The organism is Streptomyces sp. NPDC060205 (assembly GCF_042728395.1).
GTDB lineage: Bacteria > Actinomycetota > Actinomycetes > Streptomycetales > Streptomycetaceae > Streptomyces.
Genome location: NZ_JBHWZP010000022.1, coordinates 1 through 20,208, shown reverse-complemented (window position 1 = coordinate 20,208; position 20,208 = coordinate 1). Strand labels below are relative to the sequence as shown.

The following is a 20,208-nucleotide window of genomic DNA, read 5'->3' as shown; positions in this document are numbered from 1 at the left end:
GGGTCGCGAGGCAGGCGGGGCGCGGGTTCGCGGGGCAGGCGGGGCAGGCGGGGCAGGCGGGGCACAGGATTGCCGGAGGGCCACGACATGACCCGCGTTCACCGGATGAACGCTGGACGCCCGGTGTTCATCCGGCAGCCGCACGGCGTTCGACGTGAGGGCGAAATCTGGCGACAGTCATCGAACTTGTGCACCAGGAGGCCCCATGTCCCCGCACGCCGCAGGCCGGCGCCGTGTCCACCGTTCCGTCGCCACGGGCGTGCCGCTCGCCGTGCTGGCCGCTCTCGTGGTGGCGGGCCCGGCGGTCGGCGCGCCTTCGGGCGACGCGCGGGTCACGGGCTCCGCGACGCTCGGCGACCTCCCTCTCGGCACGTTCAGCAACGGGCTGCTGCCGGGCACGGTGGCCGACGACCGGGATGTGGACCTCGGCGGCATCGGGAGCGACATCTACCCCGCGGGCCGCAAGGGAGAGTTCTGGACCGTCACCGACCGCGGCCCCAACGGCCAGATCAAGGTGGACGGCGTCAAGCGCCGTACGTTTCCCGTGCCCGGCTTCGACCCGGCGATCGTGAAGATCCGGGTGTCCGGTGGGTCGGTGAAGGTGCTGGACGCGATGGCGATAACCACCGGTTCGGGCAAGCCCGTCACCGGCCTGCCCAACCAGCAGGCACGCGACGAAGCCCCGTACTCCTACGACGCGAAGACCGCGCTCTCGTACGACCCGAACGGTCTGGACACCGAAGGGATCGTGCGCTCCGAGGACGGCAGTTTCTGGCTCGTGGACGAGTACGGGCCCTCGCTGGTCCATGTCTCCGCGCGCGGGAAGGTACTCACCCGGTACGTCCCTAAGGGGCTGAACCTGAAGGGCGCCGGCTATCCGGTGGTCGAGGCGCTGCCCTCGGTCCTGCTGCACCGGAAGATCAACCGCGGCTTCGAAGGGCTCGCCCAGCTCCCAGGCGGCGACTTGGTGCTGGCCGTACAGAGTCCGCTGTCCCTGCCGGACACGGATGCGGGCGAGGAGTCCCTGACCGCGCGTCTGCTGCGCTTCTCACCCAAGAAGCGGGCCGTCACCGCCGAGTACGCGTACCGGTTCGACCCGGTGGGCACGGTCGACCCGGGCGAGGACGACACCTCCGAGCTGAAGATCTCGTCCGTGGTGGCCGTCGGCCGCGACGAGTTGCTGGTGGAGGAGCGCACCGACAAGGCCGCCAGGTTGCAGGTCGTGAGGCTGAGCCGCGGTGCGGACATCCTCGGGGACAAGTGGGACGACAGCACGACGTCGCCGTCACTTGAGCAGTTGGAGGACCCCGCCGCGTCCGGTGTCCCCGTGCTGCGCAAGCGTCTTGTCGTCGACCTCGGAAAGGTGAAGGGAGTGCCTGGGAAGATCGAGGGCGTCGCGCGCGTGGACCGTGACACGCTCGCGCTGATCAACGACAACGACTTCGGGATGACGGACGGGACCGGGGCCTTCGACGCCCAGGGACGCCTGGTGGACAGCGGGATCGAGACCACCGTGACGTACGTACGCCTGCCGCGCGGGATCTGAACGGACGGCTCCGTCCGGCGTTTTCGCCCTCCACGCGCGCGTGCAGCACGCCGAACTTCCGGCCACGCGCGCGTGGTTCACCTCAGCGGCTTGGTGAGCTTGCGGTTCCCGTCCGCTCCGTCGGCGGCCAGGCTGCACGCGACGTTGTCGATGCCGATCTTGAATCCCGCGGGGTCGGGGTACTGCACCAGCGTGCCGCGGACGGTGTCGGCGGGCTGCTTGGCCGCCTTGCTGTCCAGGGGGTCCTGGCACAGGCCCGATGCCGCCTTCTTGAGGGCGGCATCGGTCGTGTAGGCGCCTTCCAGTTCGGTCACCGTCACGACCTCGGCGTCGTGCTTCCGGTCGCACGGACGCTTGACCGCCTGGCCCGGCCGGCTGCCGTCGATGTCGAAGCAGTCACCGGTCCGCAGCATGTAGTACGGCACTTCATCGCTCGCGAAGGACGGAAGCAGCGACTCCACACCGCTGGGCAGTTCGGACGGCACCCCGGAGGGCAGGGACGACGGCAGCTCGCTCGGGAGCTGCGACGGAATGCTCAGTGAGGGTGACGGCAGCCGCCCCTTGGTGGAGCTGCTCTCCGACGGCGGCTTCTTGTCCGACGACCCGTCACCGCTGGTGACCACCAGGGCGACCGCGGACACCGCGCCGATCCCCAGGATCACGGCCAGCAGGATCAGGAGCGCCCTGCGGCGCCCGCCGGGACCGTCCGGCGGTCCTGGTGGTGGCGACGACGGTGGAGGCGGCTGCCGGCCGCCCCCTCCCCCGCTGTTCCACGGCGGGTCGCCACCACCTGGCGGTGGGCCGTAACCGTCGGGAGGAGGGCCGAAGCCTCCGGGCGGGGGACCGTACCCGCCGCCTCCGTAGGGCGGCGTGCTGTCCGGCGGCCGAGGAGGCTCGGGCGGTAAGGGCGGCGTGGCCATACCATCAAGAGTCGCCTCGAACCGGTCATGAAGCGACCCCTGCGCGGAACTTGCTACGGAACTCGGTACGGATTCATGGCGTGGACCGCATGATTCCGGACGCTTCCGCGCAGAGATCGTTCGTCGGCCCTGTACGCGATCAGCCGCGGGCGCCCAGCAGGTGGTCCATGGCCAGCTGGTCGAGGCGCTCGAACGCCATCCCGCGCGCGGCGGCCGCATCGGCGTCGAAGCCCTCGAAGGAGGCGCTGTCCGCGAGCAGCGCCTGGAGGCCGTCCGCGGCGGTGGGCTGCGCCAGTTCGTCCAGGCGCGAGGCCCGCAGGGCTTCCTGGACCTCGGGGTCGGCCCGGAAGGCCTCGGCCCGCTCCTTCAGGATCAGGTAGTTGCGCATGCAGCCCGCGGCCGAGGCCCAGACGCCGTCGTAGTCCTCGGTCCGCGGCGGCTTGAAGTCGAAGTGCCTCGGGCCGGCGTAACCGGCCGTCTCCAGGAGATCGACCAGCCAGAAGGCGGAGCGCAGATCGCCCGCTCCGAAGCGCAGGTCCTGGTCGTACTTGATGCCGGACTGGCCGTTGAGGTCGATGTGGAAGAGCTTGCCCGCCCACAGGGCCTGGGCGATGCCGTGCGTGAAGTTCAGCCCGGCCATCTGCTCGTGGCCCACTTCGGGGTTGACGCCGTACAGCTCCGGGCGTTCCAGGCGCTCGATGAAGGCGAGCGCGTGGCCGACCGTCGGCAGGAGGATGTCGCCGCGGGGCTCGTTCGGCTTGGGCTCGATCGCGAAGCGCAGATCGTAGCCCTGGGAGGTCACGTACTCACCGAGGAGGTCGAAGGCCTCCTTCATGCGGTCGAGTGCGACGCGTACGTCCTTGGCTGCGCCGGACTCGGCGCCCTCACGGCCGCCCCACGCCACATAGATCTGCGCGCCCAGTTCGGCCGCCAGGTCGATGTTGCGGATCGTCTTGCGCAGCGCGTAGCGGCGCACGTCCCGGTCGTTGGCGGTGAAGGCGCCGTCCTTGAAGACGGGGTGCGTGAACAGGTTCGTGGTGGCCATCGGCACGGTCATACCGGTCGTGTCGAGAGCCTGCCGGAAGCGCTTGATGTGCGACTCGCGCTCGGTCTCCGAGGACCCGAAGGGGATCAGGTCGTCGTCGTGGAAGGTCACTCCGTGGGCGCCGAGTTCCGAAAGGCGCTGCACCGATTCGACCGGGTCGAGGGCGGCCCGGGTGGCGTCGCCGAACGGGTCCCTTCCCTGCCAGCCGACGGTCCACAGGCCGAAGGTGAACCTGTCCTCGGGGGTGGGCTGGTAGTTCATGCCGCGGCTCCTTGCTTGCTCCGACTATTTCGTCATGGCGCTTAACAAATTAGTATGCGGAGGCATCCCTGGGAAGGGAGAAGATGTCCCGGAAGAGGGACGGCGGGCGAAATCCGAGCTGCGACAGCCCGGACGGAACCCGAAAACACCAGGTCAGACCCCGCGGAGCCGCGGAAGAGGGAGAGCCCGATGTCAGCAGCCGAGGGTCCGCTCGTCGTTGGCGTGGACACGTCCACCCAATCCACCAAGGCCCTGGTGGTGGACGTGGCCACCGGCAAGGTGGTCGCGAGCGGTCAGGCGCCGCACACCGTGTCCTCCGGAGCGGGCCGCGAGAGCGATCCGCGCCAGTGGTGGGACGCGCTGCGCGAGGCGCTGCACCAGTGCGGGGACGCGGCACGCGAGGCCGCGGCGGTGTCCGTCGCCGGTCAGCAGCACGGGCTCGTCACCCTCGACGCGCAGGGCGCCCCGGTGCGTCCCGCGCTCCTGTGGAACGACGTCCGGTCGGCGCCGCAGGCCAGCCGTCTCCTGGAGGAACTGGGCGGGCCCAAGGCGTGGGCCGAACGCACCGGCAGCGTGCCGGGCCCGTCCATCACCGTCACCAAATGGGCGTGGCTCGCCGAGCACGAGCCCGAGTCCGTCCGCGCCACCACGTCCGTACGGCTGCCCCACGACTACCTCACCGAACTCCTCACCGGGCAGGGCACGACCGACCGGGGCGACGCCTCCGGTACGGGCTGGTGGGCGTCCGGAACGGAGGCGTACGACGAGGAGGTCCTCCGTCACGTGGGGCTCGACCCCGCCCTGCTGCCCCGGGTGGTCAGGCCCGGAGAGGTCGTCGGCACCGTCCGCGACGTCGCCGGTCTGCCCTTCGCCAAGGGCACGCTGGTCGCTCCGGGCACCGGTGACAACGCCGCCGCCGCGCTGGGCCTCGGCCTGCGCCCGGGCACCGCGGTGCTCAGCCTCGGCACGTCCGGCACGGTGTACGCGGTGTCGACGCGGCGGCCCGCCGACCCCACCGGAACCGTGGCGGGCTTCGCCGACGCGCGGGGCGACTGGCTGCCCCTGGCCTGCACCCTCAACTGCACGCTCGCCGTGGACCGCGTCGCCGCCCTCCTCGGCATCGACCGCGAGGCCGTCGAGCCCGGTACGAGCGTGACGCTGCTGCCCTACCTGGACGGAGAGCGCACCCCGGCCCTGCCGCACGCCTCGGGCCTGCTGCACGGGCTGCGGCACGACACGACGAAGGGCCAGCTGCTCCAGGCCGCGTACGACGGCGCGGTCCACTCCCTGCTCGGCGCGCTCGACCTGGTGCTCGACGAGGACGCGGACCGTTCGGCGCCGCTCCTGCTCATCGGCGGCGGCGCCCGGGGCAGGGCCTGGCAGGAGACCGTACGCCGCCTTTCAGGGCGTGCCGTCCAGGTGCCCGAGGCCAAGGAGCTGGTCGCGCTCGGCGCCGCAGCGCAGGCCGCGGGAGTGCTGACCGGCGAGGATCCGGCGGCGGTGGCCCGGCGCTGGAACACGGCGCATGGGCCGGTTCTCGAAGCCGGGGAACGGGACGAGGCGGCGCTCGCCCGGATCGCCGGGGTAATCTCCGACGCGGCCCCGCTGCTGGAACGGGAGGCCGATCAGCGCTGACGGCTTCGCCTCCGGGGAGCGGGGCCGGTCGCCGCCGGCCCCCCGAGGCGCCAGCACGGACAGGACAGCCCTCAGGGGACCGGCCGGACGAGGACCGACTCAGGCAGATGACCGCACCGCTCCACGAGGCCCACCCCAGCAGCCCCGGCCGACGACTGCCCGACACACAACAGGGCATGCGCCGGCGCAACCTCGCACGGGTACTGCACACCGTGAACGCCGAGGGGCCGCTGTCCCGCGCCGCCGTCGCCTCGCGCATCGGCCTGACGCGGGCGGCCGTGTCGACCCTCGTGGACGAGCTGATCCGCTCCGGGCTGCTCGACGAACTGGGCCCCGAGCGGCCGGGGCGGGTGGGGCGGCCCGGTTCGGCGCTGGCCCTGAGCGGACGCGGTCCGGCGGGGATCGGCGCGGAGATCGGCGTCGACCACCTCGCCGTGTGCGCGGTCGACCTGCGCGGCAAGGTGCGCGCGCGGGTCGTACGGCACGGCACCAACCGCGGCCGTGCGCCCGAACCCGTGCTCGGTGAACTGACCGCGCTGGTACGCCGGATCGTCGCCGAGGCGGACCAGGAGGGACTGTGGCCCGCGGGTCTCGCCGTCGCCGTGCCCGGTCTGGTGGCGCGCGACGCCCGGACCGTGGTGCGCGCCCCGAACCTCGGCTGGCTCGACACCGACCTCGCTCCCCTGCTGCCCGACGTCCTGCCGCTCACCGTCGACAACGAGGCCAACTTCGGCGGGCTGGCCGAACTCTGGCTCAACGAGGAGGCACCGCGCGACTTTCTGCACGTCTCCGCGGAGATCGGCATCGGCGGGGCCGTGCTCGTGGACGGCCGGCTGCTGCGCGGGACGCGTGGTTTCGCGGGCGAGTTGGGACATGTGCCGGTACGGCCCGAGGGACCCGCGTGCGCCTGCGGAGGGCGCGGTTGTCTGGAGCAGTACGCAGGTGAGGAGGCCGTGCTGCGCGCGGCCGGCCTGGAGCCGGGCGAGGACCGGGTCGGACTGCTGGCCGAGCACGCCGCGGAAGGCGACAAGAACGTACGGCGGGCGTTGCGCGACGCCGGTACCGCGCTGGGCATCGCGCTGACGGGCGCGGTCAATCTGCTGGATCCGGAGGCCGTCGTGCTGGGCGGGGCGCTGTCCGGGCTGGCGCCCTGGTTGCTGCCCTCGCTGGAGCGCGAACTGGCCCGCAGGACGGCGGGGCCCGCCTGCGCGGTGTCGGTCTCACGGCTCGGCCCGGAAGGCCCGCTGCTGGGCGCCGCGCATTCCGTCGTGCGCGCCGTGCTCGACGATCCGGCGGCGGTGGGTGGCGGGGCGTCGGCCTGAGACCTGGGACCTGAGGCCTGAGACCTGAGGCCTGAGGCCTGGGACCTGCGGCCTGAGGCCTGAGACCTGGGACCTGGGACCTGAGCGAGGGCGCCTGCGTGGGGGCACCTGGGCGGGTCGTGGGGGCGGCAATCACCCTTTCGGGTGGCCGAGTTGTCCACAGTCACAGTGCTGTCCACGGACCCGGGCAGGCCTCTCCTCCCCAACCGGCAAGAGCCGTACCGTGTTTCACGTGAGGACGGCGCGACCACGAGTCCAGGCACGAAACCGGCGCGACGCCGACTCGTTGAGCCCCCGTCTCCACGACCTGAACCGCATCCGCCGAGAGGAAACCTGTGGACCGAGCCAAGTACCTGCCAGCCACCCTGCCCAGCCGGCGGCGCCTGCTCCAGAGCGCGGCCCTCGCCACGCTGTCCACCGCTCTGCTCCCCACCGTGCGGGCGGGCGCCGCGCCGCGGGGCCTCGACTACCCGCCGTCCGAATGGTCCCCGGCGAACACGTCCAACTACACGGTGGCCAACCGCCCGACGAGCCACCCCGTCGACTTCGTCGTCGTGCACGTGACCCAGGCGACGTACGCGGACACCCTCGCCATCTTCCAGAACCCGAAGAAGCAGGTGTCGGCGCACTACGTCGTCAGATCCGCCGACGGCCACATCGCCCAGATGGTGCGCGAGCGCGACATCGCCTGGCACGCGGGGAACTGGGACTACAACACCCGCAGCATCGGCATCGAGCACGAGGGCTGGGTGGACAAGCCGCAGTACTTCACCAACGCCCTGTACGAGGAGTCGGCGAAGCTCACCGCGGCGATCTGCACCAAGTACGCGATCCCCAAGGACCGCTCACACATCCTCGCCCACTACGAAGTACCGGGCAGCGACCACACCGACCCGGGCCCGAACTGGGACTGGACGCGCTACATCAGACTCGTCAACTTCGCCTGACCGGCCGAGGACGGAGTGTCACGGACGCTTGTCCGCGTCCGCCGCCCGAGTGACGATGTCCCACACCGCATCGCATCCAGTCCCCATTACGTCCAGTCCCATCGCTATCACGTCCAGTCCCATCGCTTCGCGGGAGGCCGGGTTGACCGATCCATGGGTGGCCCTGAATCCGGGCGCCGACCCCGTCGAGCGGGTTCGCGTGCTGCGGCGTGCCCACGAGACGTTCACCGAGGCGGGGACGGTCTCAAGACCGGTGCGGTCCGTGGTCGCCGACTCATGGCGGCGTTCGGCACGGGCCGGGGTCGGACCGGACGGCTCCGCCAGTGTGGAACTCACCGACGGAGACCTCGGTTCGTACCGGTCGGAGCACCCGTTGGCGCCGGTGATGCCGTTGTTCCGTGAACTCATGGGCACGTTCGCATCGGACGGCGAGCACCTCCTCGCGGTCTGCGACGCGCAGGGCAGACTCCTGTGGGTGGAGGGCCATCCCGCCACCCGGCAGAAGGCGGACGGCATGAACTTCGTGCCGGGCGCGCGGTGGGCGGAGTCCGCCATGGGCACGAACGCCCCGGGTACGGCGGTCGCGCTCGACCGGCCGGTGCAGGTGTTCGCGGCGGAGCACTTCATCCGGCGCGTCCAGCCATGGACCTGCGCGGCGGCTCCGGTGCACGATCCGCGTACGGGACGGCTGCTCGGCGCCGTCGACATCACCGGCGGGGACGGGCTGGCGCATCCGCACAGCCTGGGGTTCGTGCAGGCCGTGGCACGCGCGGCCGAGTCCCAGCTGGCGCTGCTCACCCCGATACCGGCCGACACCGACGCCCTGCAGCTGACCGCCCTGGGCCGGGACGAGGCGCTCCTCGTGGCAAGCGGCCGAAAACTGCGCCTGAGCCGCCGGCACAGCGAGCTCCTGGTGCTGCTGTCCAGACACCCGGACGGCCTGACGGGCGACGAACTGCTGTGCTCGCTGTACGAGGACGAGTCGGTGACCCCGGTGACGCTGCGCGCGGAACTGGCCCGCCTGCGACGGCTGCTCGGCGCCGGGGTCCTGGGTTCACGGCCCTATCGGCTCGCGGTCGCGGTCGAGTCCGATGTCGCGGTCGTGGAGCGCCGACTCGCCGCCGGCGCGATCACGGCGGCTATGGCCGCGTACGCGGGGCCGTTGCTGCCCGGTTCCCAGGCCCCGGCGGTGGCGCGGCTGCGGCGACGGCTCGCGGACGGACTGCGGGCGGCCCTCGTCTCCGGGGGTGACCCCGACCTGCTGGTGCGCTGGGCGCAGTCGTCGTGGGGTGAGGACGACCTCGACGTGTGGCGGGCACTGGCCGCCGTACGCCCGACGGCTCCGATACGGACGCGGCTGGCAGAGCTGGAGGCGGAGCAGTCGGCGTACCCGTGGCGGGCACGGCACTGACGGGCGCGACCGGGTCCGCCGCGCACTGCACGCAACGTATCTGCAACCTCCCCGTCCCTACGCTCGCCGCGAGAGCCGTCCAACGGCGGGCGGCCCTTCCTCGGGAGGCAGAGCACATGACCCGTTACGCAGCGCCCGGCACCGAAGGCGCGATCGTCTCCTACCAGTCGCGGTACGACCACTTCATCGGCGGCGAGTACGTGGAGCCCGCCCGTGGGCAGTACTTCGAGAACCCGAGTCCGGTGAACGGGCAGCCGTTCACGGAGATCGCGCGGGGCACGGCCGAGGACGTGGAGCGGGCCCTGGACGCGGCGCACGCAGCCGCGCCCGCCTGGGGCCGCACGTCGGTGACCGCGCGGGCCGACATCCTGCTCAAGGTCGCCGACCGGATGGAGGCGAACCTGGAGAAGCTCGCGGTCGCGGAGAGCTGGGAGAACGGCAAGCCGGTCCGGGAGACGCTGGCCGCCGACATCCCCCTCGCCATCGACCACTTCCGCTACTTCGCGGGAGCGGCCCGGGCGCAGGAGGGCTCGCTCAGCGAGATCGACGACGACACGGTGGCGTACCACTTCCATGAGCCGCTGGGTGTCGTGGCGCAGATCATTCCGTGGAACTTCCCGATCCTGATGGCGGTGTGGAAGCTGGCGCCGGCGCTCGCGGCGGGCAACGCCGTCGTCATCAAGCCCGCCGAGCAGACTCCGGCGTCCATCCACTACTTGATGAGCCTGATCTCGGACCTGCTGCCGCCGGGCGTCGTGAACATCGTCAACGGCTTCGGTGTCGAGGCGGGCAAGCCGCTGGCGTCCAGCGCGCGGGTGGCGAAGGTCGCGTTCACCGGCGAGACGACGACGGGGCGGCTGATCATGCAGTACGCCTCGGAGAACATCAAGCCGGTCACGCTCGAACTGGGCGGCAAGTCGCCGAACATCTTCTTCGACGACGTCTGGGCGAAGGACGACGACTTCCGGGACAAGGCGCTCGAAGGTTTCACGATGTTCGCGCTGAACCAGGGCGAGGTGTGCACCTGTCCGTCCCGGGCGCTCGTCCAGCAGGGCCACTACAGCGAGTTCCTCGACGCGGCGGTCGCCCGTACCGAGCTGATCAAGCCCGGCCATCCGCTCGACACCGAGACGATGATCGGCGCTCAGGCCTCCAACGACCAGCTGGAGAAGATCCTCTCCTACCTGGACATCGGCCAGCAGGAGGGTGCCAAGGTACTCACGGGCGGCCACCGTATCGAGTACGACGGCGAGTTGGCGGGCGGGTACTACGTACAGCCGACGATCTTCCAGGGCGACAACAGGATGCGGATCTTCCAGGAGGAGATCTTCGGTCCCGTCGTGTCCGTCACGTCGTTCGCGGACTTCGACGACGCCATCAAGCTCGCCAACGACACGCTGTACGGGCTCGGCGCCGGTGTGTGGACAAGGGACATGAACACGGCGTACCGCGCGGGGCGTTCGATCCAGGCGGGCCGGGTGTGGACGAACTGCTACCACGCGTACCCGGCGCACGCGGCGTTCGGCGGCTACAAGCAGTCGGGCATAGGCCGGGAGAACCACCAGATGATGCTGGAGCACTACCAGCAGACGAAGAATCTGCTGGTGTCGTACTCGCCGCAGAAACTGGGCTTCTTCTAGACGCCGAAAAAGGGCGCCTGACCAAGCGCTTCACCTGTCAGGCGCCCTTCCCGGCCTGCATCTGAGTCACGGGGTGAAGTGCAGAGTAACGGAAGTCGAGTGCGTGGCAAGGCAGGCGACGGACGATCAGCATGTCCTGCCGAGCGATGAACTGCCACATCCCGTAAGCGAGGCGGCCGTTGAGGGTGTCCCAGACGAGCAGGATCGGTCCGTCGAGTTGCGTGTATGCGGAAGACTGGGGCGGGGACGCTCTTCTACCATCACCACGACACTCAGGGCTCACCGGTCGATGCCGCCAGTAGCACTGGCACCTTCCCTCAGCGCTGGGCCGACGACCCCGTTCGGCACTCGCGTCCTGAACACCACCAGCAGCGGAGCCCCAGCGAGCACTCCCTCTCACATCGGCGCGCGGTACGAGACCACCAGCGGCAACCTCGACCTACGCGCCCGCCAGTACAACACCAGTACCGTGGTGGGCATCTGCCTGATATAGAACAATAAATACGTCCTGCATCATGTGAAACCTATTCAGCACGGCGGCGGTGTATACGAGCTGGACAACTTGGGAGTTGTCACTCCTCCTCATCACGCTGAGGTGCTGGATCCCGACTATCATGAGTGAGGCGTCGTGGCCGTGCAGGAATTGACTCGTGATCAACTCGTCGAGCTTGTCCGCAAAATCATGGCAGCAAATGAGACGGAGGAGGAAGGAGATAGGCTCGTTGAGATTCTCGAAGCGAGCGTGCCGCATCCTCGCGTACTCAATCTCATTTACCACCCCACCAACGAAGGCCTTGCGGACGGTTTGACGGCAGAAGAGGTCGTGGACAACGCGTTGGCCTATACTCCCTTCGCTTTGTGAGGGCGAGAGTACATCGACGGATGCCTCGCCGAAACCGGCCTCACCTCGACGACATCACGCCAACAAGGTCAGTAATTGCTCTCCCCAAAGCGGATCCTGCACCGGCGCCCCGCGACCCCATGCGAATCATTGGCCCTCAACCGGCGTCCCCTCACGGTGATTGGATAACACCTGTGCCCGGCACGGTGGTACGGCCGTCCCGGGCGCAGGCGTGTCCCCAGCTCACTCGGTGATCAGGTAGGCCCTTTCGATCGTCTGGGTCACGGTGTTGCCCGCCCGGTCGGTCAGTTTCGCGCGCAGCGACACGGAACCCGCCCTCGCCGGGTGCTTCAGCGACAGGCGCGTACCGCCGACGGACTTGGCGGGCTGCCAGGTCCTGCCCTCGTCGTACGACACCTGGAAGGCGAGCGCGGCCGGGCTCTGTCCGGCCGCCGCCCCCTCGACAGTGAAGGGCACCTCGAAGTGCCGGCCCGCCTTCGCGGTGCTCGCCAGGGTCAGCTTCGGGCTGAAGCGGACCGTGGACAGCGGCGCCGGGGCGAAGTCGCCTTCGGGGGTTCTGGCCGAGCGGAAGGTCCACTCGGTGTGGACGCGGGTGCTGACCGGATACACGGCCGGATCACGGGAGTTGTCCACGGTCAGCCGGTACGCGGTGTCCCCGGCGGGCAGGGTGTACTCCGTCGGGCCGGTGGTCGGCTGGATGCCGTAATCGTCGGCGATCTCCTTGCCGTCCGCCTCCAGCCGGGACGTCACCGAGACCGGCTCGCTCAGACCCCAGTGCCCGGAGCCGTCGCCGAACAGCGGCAGGAAGACCCTGAGCGTGTTCCCGGCGCGGCCGACACCCGGGTAGCCACGGCCCGGCCCGAGGTCGTCGGGACCGTTCAGGACCGGCCCGAAGACGCCGACGCCGAATCGCTCGGCATAGGTGCGGCCGGCCATCCAGTGCCTCGGCATGCGCATCAGGAAGCCCTCGAAGACCGCGTCCTGGCCGTCGCCGAAGCGCTGCCAGGCGCGCACCGACCACTTCACGCCGTTGTCGAGGACATACTCGGTGCTCCGGTACGGCAGGTCGCCGCGCATGTCGCTCCCGCCGGGCACCAGACGGCCGTCGGGCAGGTGCGGGGTCACCTCGGCCTGGACGCGCCGACCGTCGACCGGCTCGCCCACCTCCAGGTTCACCTTGGCCAACTGCTCCCGCCCGATCTTCGCGGTGAAGCCGTCCAGGCTGCCCTCCCGGTACCAGCTCAGGTGGTAGTTGACCGGTCTGCCGTCCTTGCCCTTGCCGGTCCAGCGGCCGGAGAACAGGGAGGTCAGCCCCGTCACCGAGCCGTCCGGGCCGAGCCGCCCGAACCGGGAGCCCACGAAGGTGGGCATCAGGAACTCCAAGTGGGCGTCGTCGAGCCCCTCGCCCCGCCCGTACTCGACGGTGACCGCGGCGTCGTCGTTCACGGCCCCCGCGTCGGGCACGGTGATGTCCACCGGCTTCGCCTGCCGGGCGTCGACCTCCACGGTCGTGTCCCGATCCAGGCGGAGCCTCGGCTGGACCAGGACGGCGCGCTCGGCAGAGCCGGTCGACGGGTGGATCACCCCGTTGAGGAGGTAATCGGCCTTGGGCAGCCGGACCGTCAGCTCACCGTCCCGCTCGTCGGCGTAGTCGGCGTAGAAGCTGCCGTTCAGGTCCGCGACGGAGGTCACGGCGTCACCGGTCGCCCTGCCGTCCTCGTCGGTGTGCCTGAGCGTCAGGTCGTACGACTCGACCTCGCGGTCCACCCCGACTGCGGACCGCACCTGGATCCGCCCGTCGGCGGAGGAGGCCGTGACCGAGCCGCCGAAGCTGCCGTCCACGGTTCCGGCGCGGGTGTCCGCGGTGACCTCCGCGCTCGCCTCGCCGCCCGCGGGGACCGTGATCTGCCGCGGGGAGACGGTGAACATGCCCTCGGCGGCGAGCTTGCGGTCCACTCCGTACGCGTCCACGGACAGGTCGAGCGTGACCGGATCGGTGCCGAGGTTGCGGTAGGTGAGGTTCTTGGTCCGGGCCGTGTCGTCGTCGTGCGGCCACTGCTGGACTCCGAAGTCGAGGTGGCCCTGCTCGGTGACCACGCTCTCGTCCAGCGCCCGGACCAGATCGACCCGTCCGGTGCCCTGCTGGAAGGAGCTGTACGTGCCCGGCTTCGCGGAACCGGTCAGCACCGCCTTGATCCGCTCACCGCGCCAGCCGGGGTGCCGCTGGGCGAGGATCGCCGCGGCGCCCGCCACATGCGGGGTGGCCATCGAGGTGCCCTCGATCGTCAGGTAGCCGGGGACGTCCGAGGGATACAGGTCCGCCAGGACACTGCCGGCCGCGGCCGCGGCGGTGATGTCGACCCCCGGCGCGGTCAGGTCGGGTTTGACACCGCCGTCGCCGACGCGCGGACCGCGGCTGGAGAAGGCGGCCAGCGCGTCGGACTTGTCGACCGCGCCGACGGTCAGGGCGGACGCCGCGCTGCCCGGTGAGCCGACGGTCCGTTCGCCGTCGCCATCGTTGCCGGCCGCGATGACGAAGAGGGTGCCGGACTCGGCGGAGAGCCGATCGACCGTCTCCTCCATCGGATCGATGCCGGGGAGATCCGGGCCGCCGAGGCTCAGGTTGACGACGTCCGCGCCCTGGGCCACCGCCCACTCCATGCCCGCGATGATCTCGGAGTCGTGGCCCTCGCCCCAGTCGTCCAGGACCTTGCCGTTGAGGAGCCCGGCGCCGGGTGCGATGCCCTTGTACTTCCCGCCGGACTTCGCTCCGCTGCCCGCCACGGTGGACGCCACGTGTGTGCCGTGTCCGTACCTGTCGGTCGTGCTGCCGGTGCCGCTGAAGTCCTGCTCCGCGACCACCTTGCCCGCGAGGTCGGGGTGGGCGGTGTCGATGCCGGTGTCCAGGACGGCGACCTTGGTGCCGGTGCCGTCGAAGCCCGCGGCCCAGGCGGTCGGCGCGCCGATCTGCGGGACGCTCCGGTCGAGCGAGGCCCGGCGCTTCCCGTCGAGCCACAGCTTCTCCACGCCGGCCGTGGAGGCGAACCGCGCCGTCCCCGCGGCCGAGTTGTCGGTCACGGCCTTCCAGAACCCGGCACCGCGCTTCTTCGCGGAGCGCATCGCCCTGCCGTTGACGACCGGCAGCTGTCGGCCCAGCCGTGCCCCGGCCGCGGTGAACGGGCTCGTGGAAGGAGCGCTGTTGCCGTGGAAGGTGACGATCAGCGGGAGGTCGGAACGGCCCGCGTCGTCGTAGCCGTCTTCGACCAGCTGGGTGACGTCGAACAGCCGGGAATCCAACGTGCCCTGCGCGAGCAGAAGTTGGGCATCACCGGGAACGACTCGGGTGTGCCCGTCGACGACCCGGACCGAGAACGGCATACCCTCGCGGCCCTGGGCCCGCTGCACCCCGGAGACCTGTCCGGTGCCGTCCACCAGAACCCGGTCGCCGGTGACGAGCGTGACCGTCCTCACGGCGGAGGCCGTACGGGTGCTCTTGCCCGAGGCGACGCCGACGACTCCCTCGCCCACCGTTCCCGTGCCGACCATTGCTGTGCCGACCGTTCCCGTGCCGACGGCTCCCGCCCCGGCCGGCAGCCCGGCGAGGACCAGGGCCGCGGAGGCCACCCCCGCGGCCAGGGCCACGTGTCTGTGGCGTACGCGTAACTGCATCTGAACTCCCATTGGTCGGTGGATCAGGACTCACGGGGCGGTGGGGCCCGTGAGCAGGCGGCCGCCACGGTCGTACGGCCAGACATTGGGGACACAGCCGTGCAGGCCCTTGATCTGCTGCATCATCGCCGGGGCCGGCCGGCCCTCGCCGGGGCAGGTGACATGGCCGTGGCCGAGGAAGTGGCCCACCTCGTGGTTGATGATCAGGGAGCGGTACCCGACGACGTCCTCGGTGTAGAACTCGGTCGCCAGGACCCAGCGTCTGAGGTTGACCATCACGTCGTCGTGCACACTGCAATTGACCTTGCCGCCGGTGTCGAGGCCTCCCCCGGCGCAGATCGCGTCGACAGTTCCCGGGGTGGCGAGGCGCACTCTGAAGTCGGTGGGCCCGCTCGACACCCGCTGGAACGCCGAGTGGCCGTCGGCGGTCCAGCCGCGCGGGTCGGCCAGGGTCCGCTCCACCTGTTCGGCCACGTCCGCGGGGGAGATCGTCAGGCCCTTCTCCACCTCGACTCGGTACCGCAGGGGCGTGCCCCTGCCGACCTTCTCGCCCTGGCCGGAGGCGGTGACGAAGGTCCCCGGGCCGCTCCCGGGCAGGGGGGTGGTGGTAGGGCCGGCCGCCGCGCTGCTCCGGTCCGGTACCGGCGGCTCACCGGCCCGCGGCTGAGCCGGAGTTCCGGAGGGCGTGGGTGAGTCCGTCACAGGAATCCCGGACGGCACGGTCGCCGTGGGCGATCGTCTCGCGTCGGACGGCAGCCACGCCATCACCGCGCCACCGACCGCTACGAAGACCGCCAACGCGGCCAGACCGCCGGTCAGTCGGCCCTGCACGCGCCGCGCGGAGCGTTTCCGGCGACGACCGCCGCCGGGCTTTCGTTTGTGCGCTGTCACGGTCGTTCACGATGTGATCGCCATGTGATCGGACCTGGCCCGGAAGGTAACGAAACGATAACCCTCCTCGTGGTCATACCGGTGTGGATACTGTGCGCATGTCACGCGTACTGCTGATCGAAGACGATCCCGCCGTCAGGGAGGGCGTCGCTCTGGCCCTGCGTCGGCAAGGACATGACGTCGCCGCCGCCGCGACCGGCGAGGAGGGCCTTGACCGGCTGCGGTCCTTCCGGCCGGACATCGTCGTCCTCGATCTGATGCTCCCCGGCATGACCGGCCTGGAGGTGTGCCGCACCGTACGGACCCTCGACCAGACCCTGCCGATCATCATGGCGACCGCCCGGGGGGACGAAGTGGACATCGTTGTCGGCCTGGAGGCCGGCGCCGACGACTACGTCGTCAAGCCCGTCCTGGCCCGCGTGCTCGACGCGCGCATACGTGCCGTCCTGCGCCGGGCGGCCGGGGCCGCGCCCGGTGCCGAGGGCCTGCCGAAGATCCACACCTACGGCGAACTGGCCGTCGACCGGGCCGGTCTTACGGTCGCGCTGCACGGCGAGCCGATCGCCCTCGCCCCCTCCGAGCTGCGGCTCCTGCTGACCCTGACCGCCTCGCCGGGCCAGGTGTTCAGCCGTCAGCAGCTTCTGGAGGCGGTCTGGGAGCACGACTACCACGGCGACGCGCGTCTGGTGGACGCCTGCGTCAAGCGCCTGCGCACCAAGATGTCCGAACCTCCGCGCGCACCCCGGTACATCCACACCGTGCGCGGCTTCGGCTACCGGTTCGCGGCGCCGTGAGGAGGCGCCGGCTGCGCGGGCTCCGGTTCCGCATGGTGGTGGCCTTCGGACTCGTCGCCGCGATCTCCGCGGTCACGACCGGTGCCCTGACCTTCCGGGAGGCCCGCACCGGAGTGCTCCAGCAGAGTCAGGACGCCACCATCAGACAACTGCGCACCCAGCTCAACCAGCACGCGGCCGAACTCGCCCTTCCTCCCGAGCGGTCGGCGCTGCGGAAGTTCGCGCAGGACATGGCGGCCACCGAGTCCCAGGGCAACTGGCGGGTCTTGGTGACCTATGGAGACCTCAGCGGCTCCTCTGCCTCCGGCGACCCCTTCACCGAGGTGACGCCCGCTCTGCGCGAGGCCGTCGCGTCCAGCCGGGCCACCGTCTTTCAACGGGTCCGCCACGACGGCCGCACCTCCCTCGTCGTCGGCATGTCGATCCTCTTCAGCACCCAGCGCATCCCGGACAGCGTCGAGACGCCCAGCGGGGCCCGGGTGTTCCTGGTGGTCCCGCAGACCACTGAACAGGCCTATGTCGACGCCCTGGTGACCGCGGCCGAACGGGCCATGGTGGCCGCCCTGGCCCTCGCCGTGGTGCTCGCCCTCCTCGCCGCGCGCGGAGTGCTGGTCCCGGTGCGGAAGCTGCGCCTCGCCACCCGCCGGGTCGCCGAGGGCCGTCTGGACACACGGCTCGCGGTCAACGGCTCCGACGAACTCGCCGAGTTGTCCCACACGTTCAACGAGACGGCTGCCGCGCTGGAGACCTCGGTCGCCGAACTGCGCGAGATGGAGGCGCGTGCCCGCCGCTTCGCCGCCGACGTCTCGCACGAACTGCGCACCCCGCTCGCCGCGATGTCGGCGGTCACCGACATCCTCGACGAGGACGCCGCCCGACTGGACCCGGACACCGCCACCGCGGTCCGGCTGATCAGCACGGAGACCGTCAAACTCGCCCGGCTCGTCGATGACTTGATGGAGATATCCCGATTCGACGCGGGCGCCGCGGTGCTCCACCTGGACGAGATCGACCTCGCCGAGTCGATCCGTCGCACCCTCGCCTCCCGCGGCTGGACGGACACGGTGGAGACCGAACTGCCGCCGCCGCACGCGGTACGCGCACGAGTCGACCCGCGCCGCGTCGACGTGATCGTCGCCAACCTGGTCGGCAACGCCCTCAAGCACGGCGCCCGTCCGGTCATGGTGCGCCTGAGCGGTGACGACACGGTGGCCGTGATCGAGGTCCGGGACAGCGGCCCCGGCATCCCGTCCCACGTCCTGCCACACGTCTTCGAGCGGTTCTACAAGTCCGACACAGCCCGGATCCGCTCCGAGGGCAGTGGCCTCGGCCTGTCCATCACCGCCGAGAACGTCCGCCTCCACGACGGTACCGTGCGCGCCGCCGGCCACCGGGCGGGCGGTGCCGTCTTCACCGTGGAACTCCCGCTGCGGCGGGCGGAGCCGACCGAGGAGTACCGGCCATGAAGGCTCTGCACCGCGCCCCGCTGCTGGCGCTGCTCGCCGTCACCTCCTGCGGGATCCCCGCGACCGGGGTGGTCGAGGCGGGCGGTCCCGCGAGCGGGGCCCTGCCGCTCACGCCGGTCTACTTCGTCGAGAACGGCCGACTCGCCGCCGTGCCGCGCAACACCGGCCGGCCCGGCGACCCCACGGACGCGCTGCGGCTGCTGATGGTCGGTCCGCTGGCCGACGAGGGGGGCACCGACGTTCTCACCACCGAGTTGCCCCTCCTGCCGACCGCCATGGCACCGCCGTCGGCCGCCGTCGCCGTACCGGAGGGCTCGCCGTCGGCCGCCGTCGACGTACCGGAGGCCTCGCCGTCGGACCCGTCCGGCGCAGCCGGGAGCGTGTCAGACATCCCGACCGTGACGGTCGCGGGGAACGTGATGACGATCCGACTGCCCGCGGGCATGGCCGGGTTGAGCGATCTCGGGGTACGGCAGCTGGTGTGCACGGCGACCGCCGCGTACCGCCTCACCCGTCCCGGCACCGCGGCGCTGACCGCGGCGGTGACCGGCGGCGGACACCTGGTCAGGACGCCGGACGCGCGCTGCCCCAGTCGATGAACAGCCTCCCCGCCGGAGCGGCCGCGGTGTCCGCCTGCTGGAGCTGGCTCAGAAGCTGGTTCTGGCCGGCGAAGAGCTCGGTGAGGATACGGCGGGCGGCGCGCAGGAGCTCGGCGACGTCACCGCCGGCCAACGCGTAACTCACCGTGGAACCCTCCCGGATGGAGACGACGATGCCGGACCGCCTGAGGACGGCCAGCTGCGGGGAGAGGCTGGACGGCTCGATGGCGATGTCGGCGAGCAGGTCACGGACGGGCACCGGCCCGTCCTGGAGCAGCTCCAGGACCCTGTGCCGCGTGAAAACTCGGGTTCGGGCCCCTGAGCTGGAGGATTCTCCTGCGGGAGCGGTGTCAGACCGAGGATGACCGGAGTCCATGCGGTGGTCATGGATCTACCTGCTGGTCAAAAGGGTGTGACGCTTGTATCACCGGCAGACAAAAAACACCCTTGCGTCATACAGCCTGCAGAAGCTCGGTTTCTTCTAGGGCAGACGCGCGAGCGTCCCTCCCCGGGACCGGGACGCACCCCTGACAAGTGTCAGGACAGTGGCCCTGTCTCCCGTCGTTGCCTTGCAGCGGCGTCGGGTTCGGCACGTGTGGTGCCGGATCCGCGCTGTATTCGCTGTTCGTCGCCCGAGGGGAAGGCATCGTCATGACCGGACGTGCAATTGTCAAAGCAGCCTGTTCTGTCGCCGCCGGCGTACTGCTGGCTGGTGGAGTCACCGTCGCCATGCCGAGTACGGCACTGGCGACGGCGGCCGATTGCGAGCGTGGCAACTTCGGCTTCCGGGACATCTCCGACAGTCTGGTCGGTGTCCCGGCCGGCCCGGGGGACAAGGTGTTGCGCCCCTCCGACCCGCAGGGGCTCGTCGGGCGCATCAGTCTGCGAGCCGTCAGCATCGACGACAAGGTGTACGGATTCGCCGCGCTCACGGTCCCGCGTGCCGGGGACGACGTGTGGATGGACTGGACGCTGGACGGCCGTAACCTCCACGTCCAGTGCGGACCGTTCAGGGCCGGCCGTGACGGCTTTCAGCTGACCAGCGCCGCGAAGGTGACGGACAACAGCCCGAACTACCGGTTCCGTGCCTGCGGCGGCGGGGGCGGCCAGGCGGTGCAGTGCACGGACTGGTGGTAGCCGGACTGGTGATAGCCGGACCGGCGGACCGGACCTCGCGCCCCGGCATCCCGTGGATGCCGG

General features: G+C 70.8%; 16 protein-coding genes and 1 pseudogene. 12 read left to right on the top strand and 5 right to left on the bottom strand.

Translation table 11 applies throughout. From position 1 onward, the window contains the following. The first annotated feature begins 205 nt into the window (after positions 1-205). Complete coding sequence (locus ACFWGJ_RS06255; protein ID WP_387321399.1) at positions 206-1,546, top strand: esterase-like activity of phytase family protein; 1,341 nt, start codon at positions 206-208, stop codon at positions 1,544-1,546. Positions 1,547-1,623: 77 nt separating this feature from the next. Here the strand turns inward: ACFWGJ_RS06255 and ACFWGJ_RS06250 are convergent, their stop codons facing one another. Both ACFWGJ_RS06250 and xylA read right to left on the bottom strand, forming a co-directional pair. Further along, a complete protein-coding gene (locus ACFWGJ_RS06250; protein WP_387321398.1) occupies positions 1,624-2,208 on the bottom strand; it encodes a hypothetical protein in 585 nt (194 codons plus the stop codon). Positions 2,209-2,605: 397 nt separating this feature from the next. Then, positions 2,606-3,772 carry a xylose isomerase gene (gene xylA / locus ACFWGJ_RS06245; RefSeq protein WP_387321397.1) on the bottom strand — a complete coding sequence of 389 codons (1,167 nt, stop codon included), beginning with the start codon at positions 3,770-3,772 and terminating at the stop codon, positions 2,606-2,608. Positions 3,773-3,961: 189 nt separating this feature from the next. Between xylA and xylB the strand changes: the two genes are divergently transcribed. The 7 genes from xylB to ACFWGJ_RS06210 all read left to right on the top strand — a co-directional run bounded on the left by xylB (position 3,962) and on the right by ACFWGJ_RS06210 (position 11,589). Further along, the gene (xylB, locus tag ACFWGJ_RS06240; protein ID WP_387321396.1) at positions 3,962-5,407 is read left to right on the top strand and encodes a xylulokinase; all 1,446 of its coding nucleotides are present in this window, start codon (positions 3,962-3,964) and stop codon (positions 5,405-5,407) included. A gap of 107 nt (positions 5,408-5,514) precedes the next feature. Then, on the top strand, positions 5,515-6,729 hold the full coding sequence (locus ACFWGJ_RS06235) for an ROK family protein (protein WP_387321395.1): 1,215 nt from the start codon (positions 5,515-5,517) through the stop codon (positions 6,727-6,729). Positions 6,730-7,064: 335 nt separating this feature from the next. After that, positions 7,065-7,676, top strand: a complete 612-nt coding sequence (locus tag ACFWGJ_RS06230) for an N-acetylmuramoyl-L-alanine amidase (protein ID WP_387321394.1) — start codon at positions 7,065-7,067, stop codon at positions 7,674-7,676. Between the two features lie 142 nt (positions 7,677-7,818). After that, complete coding sequence (locus ACFWGJ_RS06225) at positions 7,819-9,087, top strand: GAF domain-containing protein (RefSeq protein ID WP_387321393.1); 1,269 nt, start codon at positions 7,819-7,821, stop codon at positions 9,085-9,087. A 116-nt stretch (positions 9,088-9,203) separates the two neighbouring features. Next, positions 9,204-10,727 carry an aldehyde dehydrogenase family protein gene (locus tag ACFWGJ_RS06220; protein ID WP_387321392.1) on the top strand — a complete coding sequence of 508 codons (1,524 nt, stop codon included), beginning with the start codon at positions 9,204-9,206 and terminating at the stop codon, positions 10,725-10,727. 508 nt (positions 10,728-11,235) lie between these two features. Further along, complete coding sequence (locus ACFWGJ_RS06215) at positions 11,236-11,349, top strand: hypothetical protein (protein ID WP_381834395.1); 114 nt, start codon at positions 11,236-11,238, stop codon at positions 11,347-11,349. Between the two features lie 6 nt (positions 11,350-11,355). Continuing rightward, complete coding sequence (locus tag ACFWGJ_RS06210) at positions 11,356-11,589, top strand: bacteriocin immunity protein (RefSeq protein ID WP_381834393.1); 234 nt, start codon at positions 11,356-11,358, stop codon at positions 11,587-11,589. Positions 11,590-11,811: 222 nt separating this feature from the next. On the opposite strand, the gene ACFWGJ_RS06205 is transcribed toward ACFWGJ_RS06210, so the two are convergent. Together ACFWGJ_RS06205 and ACFWGJ_RS06200 are read right to left on the bottom strand one after the other, a co-directional pair. Continuing rightward, complete coding sequence (locus ACFWGJ_RS06205; protein ID WP_387321391.1) at positions 11,812-15,258, bottom strand: S8 family serine peptidase; 3,447 nt, start codon at positions 15,256-15,258, stop codon at positions 11,812-11,814. A 30-nt stretch (positions 15,259-15,288) separates the two neighbouring features. After that, positions 15,289-16,149, bottom strand: coding sequence for a DUF3152 domain-containing protein (locus ACFWGJ_RS06200; protein WP_387321390.1), 861 nt, complete (start codon positions 16,147-16,149; stop codon positions 15,289-15,291). 98 nt (positions 16,150-16,247) lie between these two features. Here ACFWGJ_RS06200 and ACFWGJ_RS06195 point away from each other — a divergent pair, with 98 nt between their 5' ends. Genes ACFWGJ_RS06195 through ACFWGJ_RS06185 form a run of 3 tightly spaced genes read left to right on the top strand, consistent with a single transcriptional unit; the run spans position 16,248 to position 19,008 of the window. Next, positions 16,248-16,943 (top strand): response regulator, encoded by a 696-nt coding sequence (locus ACFWGJ_RS06195; RefSeq protein ID WP_387321389.1) that lies wholly within the window; start codon positions 16,248-16,250, stop codon positions 16,941-16,943. A 32-nt stretch (positions 16,944-16,975) separates the two neighbouring features. Further along, positions 16,976-18,409 carry an ATP-binding protein gene (locus tag ACFWGJ_RS06190; protein WP_387321423.1) on the top strand — a complete coding sequence of 478 codons (1,434 nt, stop codon included), beginning with the start codon at positions 16,976-16,978 and terminating at the stop codon, positions 18,407-18,409. Further along, positions 18,406-19,008: a hypothetical protein gene (locus ACFWGJ_RS06185; protein WP_387321388.1), complete on the top strand. Its 603-nt coding sequence runs from the start codon at positions 18,406-18,408 to the stop codon at positions 19,006-19,008. Before ACFWGJ_RS06190 ends, ACFWGJ_RS06185 begins: the two co-directional genes overlap by 4 nt. On the opposite strand, the pseudogene ACFWGJ_RS06180 reads toward ACFWGJ_RS06185, so the two are convergent. Further along, positions 18,974-19,303: pseudogene (locus ACFWGJ_RS06180) on the bottom strand (ArsR/SmtB family transcription factor); the annotation flags it as partial. The gene ACFWGJ_RS06185 and the pseudogene ACFWGJ_RS06180 sit on opposite strands and share 35 nt — an antisense overlap. A 434-nt stretch (positions 19,304-19,737) precedes the next feature. On the opposite strand from ACFWGJ_RS06180, the gene ACFWGJ_RS06175 reads away from it, so the two are divergent. Next, the gene (locus tag ACFWGJ_RS06175; protein ID WP_387321387.1) at positions 19,738-20,145 is read left to right on the top strand and encodes a hypothetical protein; all 408 of its coding nucleotides are present in this window, start codon (positions 19,738-19,740) and stop codon (positions 20,143-20,145) included. Positions 20,146-20,208: the final 63 nt, after the last annotated feature.